The organism is Maledivibacter sp., assembly GCA_025210375.1.
GTDB lineage: Bacteria > Bacillota > Clostridia > Peptostreptococcales > Caminicellaceae > JAOASB01.
The window spans coordinates 138,847-146,164 of the sequence record JAOASB010000023.1 but is presented as its reverse complement, the minus strand read 5'-3'; the positions used below and the strand labels follow the sequence as shown (position 1 = coordinate 146,164).

6 protein-coding genes are annotated in these 7,318 nt (G+C 31.3%); all 6 read left to right on the top strand.

Features of this window, described 5'->3' with window-relative positions:
• Nucleotides 1-211 precede the first annotated feature (211 nt).
• Nucleotides 212-505, top strand: coding sequence for a DUF2927 domain-containing protein (locus N4A68_08310; protein MCT4564313.1), 294 nt, complete (start codon nt 212-214; stop codon nt 503-505).
• 1,069 nt (nt 506-1,574) lie between these two features.
• Nucleotides 1,575-3,266 (top strand): ABC transporter substrate-binding protein, encoded by a 1,692-nt coding sequence (locus N4A68_08305; GenBank protein MCT4564312.1) that lies wholly within the window; start codon nt 1,575-1,577, stop codon nt 3,264-3,266.
• A gap of 73 nt (nt 3,267-3,339) precedes the next feature.
• The gene (locus N4A68_08300) at nt 3,340-4,260 is read left to right on the top strand and encodes an ABC transporter permease (GenBank protein ID MCT4564311.1); all 921 of its coding nucleotides are present in this window, start codon (nt 3,340-3,342) and stop codon (nt 4,258-4,260) included.
• Between the two features lie 158 nt (nt 4,261-4,418).
• Nucleotides 4,419-5,282 (top strand): ABC transporter permease, encoded by an 864-nt coding sequence (locus N4A68_08295; GenBank protein MCT4564310.1) that lies wholly within the window; start codon nt 4,419-4,421, stop codon nt 5,280-5,282.
• 4 nt (nt 5,283-5,286) lie between these two features.
• Nucleotides 5,287-6,270, top strand: coding sequence for an ABC transporter ATP-binding protein (locus N4A68_08290; protein ID MCT4564309.1), 984 nt, complete (start codon nt 5,287-5,289; stop codon nt 6,268-6,270).
• The gene (locus N4A68_08285) at nt 6,263-7,240 is read left to right on the top strand and encodes an ABC transporter ATP-binding protein (GenBank protein ID MCT4564308.1); all 978 of its coding nucleotides are present in this window, start codon (nt 6,263-6,265) and stop codon (nt 7,238-7,240) included. The genes N4A68_08290 and N4A68_08285 overlap by 8 nt, the downstream gene beginning before the upstream one ends.
• The last annotated feature ends 78 nt before the right edge of the window (nt 7,241-7,318 follow it).

Here is a 7,318-nt window from a genome sequence, read left to right as displayed (position 1 = left end):
TAAATCATATATAGTTAATATGAATGGCAATTCCTATAGACTAAAAGAAACAAAGCTTTGGCTTCAAAATCAATAATTTTTTTTACTCCCCTAGGGGAAAGTTTAATTAGAAATTAGGGGAATTTTCAATTGACAAATACACTTTATTTCACCAATGAAATATAAAGAAGTATTTCCAGATTGTAAAAGTGGATTAAGAGGTGCTGCTTATGTGGTTACTAATAACAAAAATGAGATTAGTAGAACTAAAATCTATATTTCTAGTAATATAAAAAATAAAAAAGATAGAGATCATATTATTAGGGAAGAATTAACGCAATCATTAGGTCTCTTAAATGATACATACCAATATCCTAAAAGTATATTTTATCAAGGGAAAAGCTCTGTAGTAGAATATCTAGATATTGACAAAGCATTAATAAAAATGCTTTATGAAGAAGCGATTCAACTAGGAATGGATAGAGACGAAGTTATTGAGGTGCTTAACAATCTAAAGAAAGAATGAATATCTAACTAATGTATATTAGTATAAAATAAATAAAGCTAGGTGGACTGTGAACTGCTCCCTGTCAAGCAGGCATTGGAAATAATAAAAAATGTGTAGCGTCAATTTAATGATTGGCGCTATATTTATGACACGGATTTTAGCAAATAATTGCGTGATAAGGGACAAAGGGATATGATGTTCCTATGATAACAGAATTAATAGGCCTCAAAATTGCCCAAAATGATGTATTTGATAAAGCGGATCAAATAAAGAAAACTTTACTAAATCAAATGTAGTATCCAAAAGATGAAAATAAAATTATTAATATAAACGCCAGAAAGTCAAAAAAAGATATGGTTAAATGTGTTAAGTTAGATCAGATACTAAACATTAAATAGTATTTATGTTTCCATAAGTAAGATATGGTTATTATATAATATAGGATTGCATCTGTGATTTTTTATGCAATCTTTTTAATTTATATTTTATAAGAATTAATGGCAAACATATGATTTGCTTTGCGGCAAGGATATGGTTTAAGTCACAGTTTGAATCATGGTTTTTTATATGTTCAAAACTCCTTGTGGCAAGGGGAAGTTTCCTTTGATACGTAGAAATAGAGTAACATAGTAATGTGGGATAATTTATTCCAAGGCAAAAAAGAGAAAAGAGGGGTACAGGTATATATCACATTATGATTAGGGGGAATGGACAAGATATATATTCATTGATGATGAGGATAGAGAAAAATTATTGTAATACTTAATTAAGGAATTAAATATTACAATAATTTAATTAAGGAAATTAAAGAGGTTAAGAGAGTCAGTAGTAATATGCGGCTGAGCATGGGGCTAAGAATTGGCCGAGAGATAGTAGAGATGGCTACTTTAAAAGGGAAATAGAATGACGGGATATTCAAGGGTGGGAAACAAAACGTCCCAAAGCCATTTTGGCAGATAAAAATTTTTAATAGGTACAAATAAATACATTTGAAAGATTAATAGACAAAACTAGACAAATAAATTGAAATATAAAATTGGTGGTGTTATAATTATCCTCGGACTTAATTTGAAAGGGAGGAATTGATTTGAAAAAATTTAAAAAATTCAACATTGTGTTGCTAATATTGCTTGCTTTTTCAGTAATGTTAATAGGTTGTAGTAACAATAAAAAAACTGAAGTAGCAGATAAAGCAGTGAGCAATGAAGAAAAATTAACAGGAGAAGTTGCAGAATATAAGAGCCCTAATGAAAACACAATGGTTCTTACTTTATTTCAAAACCCTAAGACATTAGATATTCAAAAAACTAATGCTGACTATTTTATTCCTTTACAAATCTATAATAGATTAGTAGAAGCTGAACCCGATGGGAATGGTGGAGTGAAAATAGTTCCGAGTTTAGCAGAATCTTGGGATGTAAGCGAGAATGGCAAAGTATATACTTTCCATTTAGCAAAGGGAGTAAAATTCCATAATGGTGAAGAGTTTAAAGCCGATGATGTTCTATTCACAATTGATAAGATGATGGATCCAGAACAGGCAACAATTAATAGCTGGATTTTTGAAATTATTGAAGGAGCAAAGGATAGATTAGAAGGTAAGGCAGATAGTGTTAGTGGTGTAAAAGTTATTGATAATTACAATGTCGAGATAACACTTGAAAAAGAGTATGCACCTTTCTTAGCTTCTTTAACCGATGCACCTGCTTCTATTTTTAATAGAAAAGCAGTAGAAGAGGGTAAAGATAAATTTGGTTTTGATCCAGAATATACAGTTGGTACTGGATACTTAAAGTTTAAGGATTGGAAACAAGAGCAAGAAATTAATTTAGTAAGAAATGATGAGTATTTTAAAGGAGCTGCACATATTGATGGATTAAGATATTTAATCAATGTTGATGCTTCAACTGCTAGAATGATGTTTGAAAATGGAGAACTTGATTTAATTAAAATCAAATCTAAGGCTACATATGATCATTATATGCAATCACCAGAGTGGAAGGATTATGTATTATCCAATGATAGACCTGGTTTGACATTTATTACTTTTAATGAAAAATCTGAACCAATCAAAGATGTAAGAGTTAGAAAAGCCATCCAATTAGCTATAAATAGGGATATAATTAATAAGAATTTCTTTAATGGAACAGGAACTATAATGAATGGTTGTATACCTCCAATGATACCGGGATATAATCCTGATTTACCAAAAATTCCTTATGATTTAGAAAAGGCTAAAAATCTTCTTTCAGAAGCAGGATATCCTGATGGATTTGATTTGGTTTTATTACAAAATGGTGCAAGTAAATATACACATTCAATAAACGAAGCACTTCAATCAATGCTTTCACAAATTGGAATTAAAGTACAGATTAAGAATGTTGATATGGGAGCATATTGGGATATTAGAGGAGATAGAAATAATAATGAATATGGAATAACTGTAGGACCAATGACTGCAGGGGCACCAGACCCTGGAGAATTCTTTAGTAGTTATACAATAAATGATGATGAAGTAGAATTTTATGGACAGGAAAGAAAAAAACTTAGTGATGCTATCGAAGCTGCTGATGTTACAGTAGATCCAGAAGAAAGAATAAAATCTTATCAAGAGTTAGAGAAAGTGATCACACAAGATGAGGCACTTTATTTTCCACTTGCATCCACCAAAGGTGAATGGGTAGTAAGCCCAAGACTTAAAAACTTTCATTTATCATGGCAAGGATGGGCCGCAGGATCTACCTATGATGTAGAAATTGATCCAGCATATAATAAATAATATTGATAAAAAATTAATTAAAAGTATAACCGCAGGGTTATGCTTTTAATTAATGTTCAAGAAAGGAGAAATTATGACTAAGTACATTACAAAAAGAATTTGTATTACAATTCCTATTTTAATAGGAGTTATATTTCTTACTTTCGTGCTTATGAATTTAATACCTGGGAATCCTGTAAGTGTTCTTTTGGGTGAAAGAATAGATCCTGAAGTTGTTAAAAGGATAAGTGAACAACTTCATCTAAACGACCCTGTTCATATAAAGTTTATAAAATACTTAAAAAATTTGATTAAAGGGGACATGGGAACTTCCTTTGTAATGAATCAACCGGTTAGAGAGCTAATTGCTAATGCTTTGCCAAATACAATTAAACTTACTATTGCGGCAACTATGGTAGCTTGGATTATAGGCATACCATCGGGTATAATTGCGGCTTTACGAAAGAATTCTTTTCTAGATAAATTGATTATGGCTTTTTCAGTTTTTGGGATTTCTACCCCTTCTTTCTGGATGGCCATATTATTACAATATTTAGTAGCTTATAAGCTGCAACTTGTTCCAATATCTGGATTCTATAAACCAATCCATCTGATACTTCCATCCATTGTCTTGGGATGGGGTATGGCAGGCTCGATTTCTAGACTGGTAAGAGCTAATATGATCGAGACTATGGGTAAAGATTATATTAAAACAGCTATTAGTAAAGGACAAAACAGCTTAAAAATAGTGATATTTCATGCATTAAAAAATTCTATTTTACCGGTTATAACTATTATTGCCCTTCAAGTCACATCTTTACTTGGTGGAGCGATGATTACTGAGAATATATTCAGTATACCTGGAATAGGAACATTGTCTATATCAGCATTGACTAATAGGGATATGCCACTTCTGCAAGGAACAATTATTTTAAGTACTTCACTAATAATTTTAGGTAATTTAATGGCGGATATTATATATGCCCTAATTGACCCGAGAATTCGATATGATTAATACGTATTAAAATATTGCTTAAAGTTTAAAGAAATAGAGTATTTTTTAGTTATAATTTGAAATGCTTTTTTTATGGGTAAAAGGAGTTGGTGATTTTAGCTATTTAAAATTTGTACAACTCCAGTTATTTATTTTAATGTCCCTAAGGAGGGGTAGATATTAAAACTAAAATCAAAAGAAAAAAAGAAAATGTACTAGTAAGATTTATAGCAGAACAGAAACTAGGGTTTGCAAGTCTATTAATAATCACATTAATGATTTTTATAGCTATATTTGCTAGTAAAGTGGCCCCATATGATCCCATAGCAACAGATTTTGAAAACAATATGTCAAGACCTTCCTTAGAACATCTTTTAGGGACCGATGAATTAAGTCGAGATATATTTAGTAGAATTATTTTTGCTACTAGAACATCATTAATAATGGGCTTTGCTCCTACTACTATTAATATGATAATTGGAACTATTGTAGGGGTTTTATCGGGATTATCTGGAAAAATTGTAGATGCAATTATTATGAGAATTGTTGATATCATACTCTCTTTTCCATTTATTATATTGGCAATGGCAATTGTTTATAACTTTGGACCTAGTTTGTTCAACTTATTTTTAGCTTTGGTACTTGTTGGTTGGGCAGGAATAGCACGGGTTGTAAGGGCAGAAACTATAGCATTGAAAGAAAATACATATATAGAAGCTGCTAAGTCAATGGGTGTGAGTAAATTCACAATAATGTATCGTCATATTTTGCCAAATATAATTTCTACTTTAATAGTACTTTATACTATGAAAGTACCCCAGGCTATATTGGCTGAGGCAGGGTTAAGTTTTTTAGGATTTGGAGCTCAACCACCGGCTACGAGTTTGGGAGTAATGGTATCTAAAGGTAGAACATACTTGTTTGATGCCCCTTGGATTTCAATTGCACCAGGAGTTTTCATATTAATTATTGCAATGAGTTTTAACTTCTTAGGAGATAGTCTAAGAGATATGCTAGATTCTTCAACAAGGGATGTTAGGTGATAATATGAATAATATAGTTAATATTAAAAACTTAAAAATTGGGATTAATACAAAGAAAAAATCTATTGAATTTGTGAATGGCGTTAATATGGATATATATAGAAATCAAATAGTTGGATTAGTAGGTGAATCTGGTTGCGGGAAAAGTATGACTGCCCTTTCAATAATTCAATTACTATCGTCGCCAGTTAAGATTCTAGGAGGAAGTATTGAATTTGATGGTATAGAATTGACGAAGTTGGGAAAAAAAGAAATGAAAAATATTAGAGGTAAAGACATATCAATAATCTTTCAAGAACCCATGGCAGCTCTTAATCCACTCCATAGGGTAGGAGATCAAGTTAAAGAAGTTCTTAAGATTCATTTAAATATTGATTCAAAGGAAGCTAAAAAGAAAGTAATTGAAATATTTGAGGCGGTGGGGATTCCAGAACCAGAAAAAAGATACAATGATTACCCACATCAACTATCAGGTGGCTTAAATCAAAGAATAGTAATAGCTATTGCAATAATATTAAAACCTAAGTTAATAATAGCAGATGAACCTACTACTGCTTTAGACGTGACAATACAGGCCCAGATTCTTGAACTCATGAAGAAATTAAGAAATACTATGGATTCTTCAATACTTTTAATAACCCATGATTTAGCCGTTGTATGTGAAACTTGTGATTATGTATATGTTATGTACAGCGGACAAATTGTAGAGAGAGCTTCAGTTTATGATTTATTTAGGAATCCAAAACATCCATATACAAAAGCACTAATAGATTCTATCCCACAAGTTTGTAGAAAAAAGGACGAACTATCTACAATACCTGGAAGAGTACCTGATTTTTCTGATGTGCCACAAGGGTGTAGATTTTATCCTAGATGTAGCTGTGCAATGGATATATGCAAGTCAAAAAAGCCTGAATTATATTATATAGAAGATAATCATGAAGTTAGGTGTTTTTTATATAAGAATAGGAATGAGAATAATGAATAAAGAAAAAATTATCAGTGTTGAGAATCTTTCTAAGCATTTCATCAATGGTGGAATAGGAACGAAGGGTAAATCCAAAGTGTATGCCTTAAATAATATTAACTTAGATATTTATTCATCAGAAACTCTTGCATTAGTAGGAGAATCTGGATGTGGTAAAACTACTTTGGGAAGAACAATTTTAGGACTTATTGATCCAACAGAAGGAGATGTAAAGTACAGAGGTAGAAGCATATTTAATGGCTCAAATAGGGCTAAAAAAGGGATTAAAAGGAATATGCAGATGATTTTTCAAGATCCATATTCATCTTTAAATCCAAAGATGACTGTGAAAAGACTAGTCGAGGAACCGCTTTTATCATATAAATTATTCAGTAGTAAAAAGGAAAGACTTGATAGAGTTATTGAATTGCTCACGAGTGTTGGCTTAAGTGAAGAACACATGGATAGATATCCAAGTCAGTTTTCTGGGGGACAAAGACAAAGAATAGGAATTGCTAGAGCTATTGCACTAAATCCAGAGTTCATAGTATGTGATGAACCAGTATCGGCATTAGATGTATCAATTCAAGCACAAATACTAAATTTATTAGGAAAATTACAAAAAAATAAAAATTTATCCTATTTATTTATATCCCACGATCTTGGAGTTGTTCGGTATATTGCAGATAGGGTTTGTATTATGTTCTTGGGAATGCTTTGTGAAGTAGGGGATGTTGAATTAATCTATGAAAATCCAAAACATCCTTATACCAAGTATCTTATAGATTCAGTACCTAAAATGGACTTAGAATCGAGAAATAAACCTAAGCAATTATTAGGAGGAGAAATTCCAAGTCCTATGATAAAGCCAGAAGGTTGTAGATTTTACAGTAGATGTCCTTACAAACAGGAGATTTGTAAAAAGAAATTCCCGGAAGGAAAATTGATTCATGGAAGATTAGTCTATTGTAATTTTCCTTTATTAGGGTAATCAATGGGAAAGCAGAAAAAGACTGACTCTTTTTCTGCTTTTTTATATTCTTATGGAATTTTGCCAAGTTAGAGTTAT

What these genes read in the sequence shown, in the direction of transcription:
- N4A68_08300 (MCT4564311.1), top strand. Translation starts at nt 3,340, where the DNA reads ATGACTAAGTACATTACAAAAAGAATTTGTATTACAATTCCTATTTTA.
- N4A68_08290 (MCT4564309.1), top strand. Translation starts at nt 5,287, where the DNA reads ATGAATAATATAGTTAATATTAAAAACTTAAAAATTGGGATTAATACA.
- N4A68_08285 (MCT4564308.1), top strand. Translation starts at nt 6,263, where the DNA reads ATGAATAAAGAAAAAATTATCAGTGTTGAGAATCTTTCTAAGCATTTC.